We start from the raw sequence: 1,750 nt of genomic DNA, 5'->3' as shown, positions 1-1,750 counted from the left end.
GTATTGCGGCAGGGCGACCCCGCGCAGTTTCGTCCACATCTGCGTCGAGAGGGCATTTGCGGTTTCGCTGAAGGAGATGTCCTGCGGCCCGGCCAGGAATGTCCTGAGCAGCCTAGCGCCGGCCATCGGGTCGTTCGCCCGCGGTTCGACCATGAGCGAACCACAGATGGCGGCGCGCAGCTTGCACTGGCCATGCCTCATCGGCAGCACATTCACGCCGACAAAGCCTGAAATGTCGCCTTCGCTCGCAATATGGACGAGAGACGCGATCTCCGGATCGCAGACCGGGCCTTCGAGATAGTGCCAGCGCAGATAAGTCTCGAGCGCCGGAGGCGGCGGCTTGCCACCGTCCCGGAAGGTTCTTTGAAAGAGCCCGGCGACGGCCGGAATATCCGCAGCCTGCAGGGGACGAATCTGGCTCATGCCAAACTCGCGGAGGATGAGATCGCGGGCGCACCGTTCCCAAGCTTGCGAAGGAGTGCGACACGCGGCATTCCGACCTCATCCTTGGCGAATGTCACGGGTTCATAGGCCTTGGCTCTGGCTATCAGGGCAGCCACCTGGCGGTCCTGCCCCTGGCCGAACTCGAACAGCAGCCAGCCATCAGGCTTGAGGAAATCGATTGCGTCCCGGATCAGCCGCTGTTGGATCGAGATGCCGTAAGGCCCCCCGTCGAAGGCCTCGCGCGGCTCGCCCTCAAGCAGATGCGCGCTCTCGCCTTCGAGGCGCGCGGTCGAGATATAGGGCGGATTGCAGACAATCAGGTCCGCTGCGCCGATAAGCCCATCGCCCTCCAGCGCACCGAACAGATCCCCTTTCCGGATGGTGACCCGGGCCTGAAGGGCCAAGCGTTCGGCATTGCTCCGGGCGAGCGCGAACGTGCTGTCAGTCACGTCCACCCCCCAGACGCGGGCCGACGGAACTTCCGCCGCGATCGCCAGAGCAAGGTTGCCGGAGCCGCAGCACATGTCGATCACCATCGGGCCGGGCGCGCGATCGCGAAGAATCGCAAGCGCGCTCTGTCCGAGCAACTCCGTTTCCTGACGCGGCACGAGAACGCCCGGAGCCAGCTCGAGCATCACGCTCATGAAACGATGCAGGCGGGGCGTAGAACGGCCGGCTAGGGCTGCTGCTCTGTGCGGCACGGCGGTTCCTTACGTCATCCGACAGTATTGCATACACAGGACCTATCGCGCTCCGGTAAACGGCTGCTAAAGATATCGCCGCCGATACTGCGCAGCGCACCAACTCGGCCATATAGATGCGGCGTTGGTGCGCGGATATGAAATCGAGCGCATTTCGGTCTTTGAAGTTGCCGATTATAGCTGCCGGACTTGATGTCGGACAGACTCATGCGCACGCCAGCATGCGGTTGAGTACGCTGCAACCGACGGCAACCTCGGTCTGCTGAGCGGCGAACGAACGAGCCAGCAAGCTCTACATACTTCAATTGCGTCTGCCCGGGGAGGCAGTCTGTGGATTCGAGGCGTGGTCTCGGCTAAGCATACCCGATGGACGACAGATCCTGGTTTATGAAATCCAGCATCGATCACGCCAAAGCAGCGCGAGCTGACAAGAACGGTGGAGGTGCTGCTTGAGGAGTTCGACGACGCGCTGAAGGAGGCTCGGCCGACTTCAAAAAGCGTGGGCGCATCCTCAAGATTATACTTTTCGGATCCTATGCGCGTGGCGGCTGGATCGACGAGCCGCATTTTCGGCAGCGGCAGAGCATCACGGGCTTCTTCAACAA

At 62.1% G+C, this 1,750-nt stretch carries 1 protein-coding gene and 2 pseudogenes; 1 reads left to right on the top strand and 2 read right to left on the bottom strand.

The annotated features are described in order from the left end of the window. Together EN949_RS35015 and EN949_RS35010 are read right to left on the bottom strand one after the other, a co-directional pair. Nucleotides 1–423: pseudogene (locus EN949_RS35015) on the bottom strand (hypothetical protein); the annotation flags it as partial. Then, nucleotides 420–1,088 carry a HemK/PrmC family methyltransferase gene (locus EN949_RS35010; RefSeq protein ID WP_245265405.1) on the bottom strand — a complete coding sequence of 223 codons (669 nt, stop codon included), beginning with the start codon at nucleotides 1,086–1,088 and terminating at the stop codon, nucleotides 420–422. The pseudogene EN949_RS35015 and the gene EN949_RS35010, both read right to left, overlap by 4 nt. A gap of 444 nt (nucleotides 1,089–1,532) precedes the next feature. Here EN949_RS35010 and EN949_RS36965 point away from each other — a divergent pair. Then, nucleotides 1,533–1,750 (top strand): annotated as a pseudogene (locus EN949_RS36965) (hypothetical protein); the annotation flags it as partial.

It is taken from the genome of Mesorhizobium sp. M7A.F.Ca.US.007.01.2.1 (genome assembly GCF_003998165.1).
GTDB classification, from domain to species: Bacteria; Pseudomonadota; Alphaproteobacteria; order Rhizobiales; family Rhizobiaceae; genus Mesorhizobium; species Mesorhizobium ciceri.
The sequence above is the reverse complement of the archived record's forward strand: the minus strand, read 5'-3'. Positions and strand labels throughout refer to the sequence as shown.

Coding starts and splice junctions, on each gene's coding strand:
- EN949_RS35010 (WP_245265405.1), bottom strand. CDS start 1,088: ATGAGCGTGATGCTCGAGCTGGCTCCGGGCGTTCTCGTGCCGCGTCAG.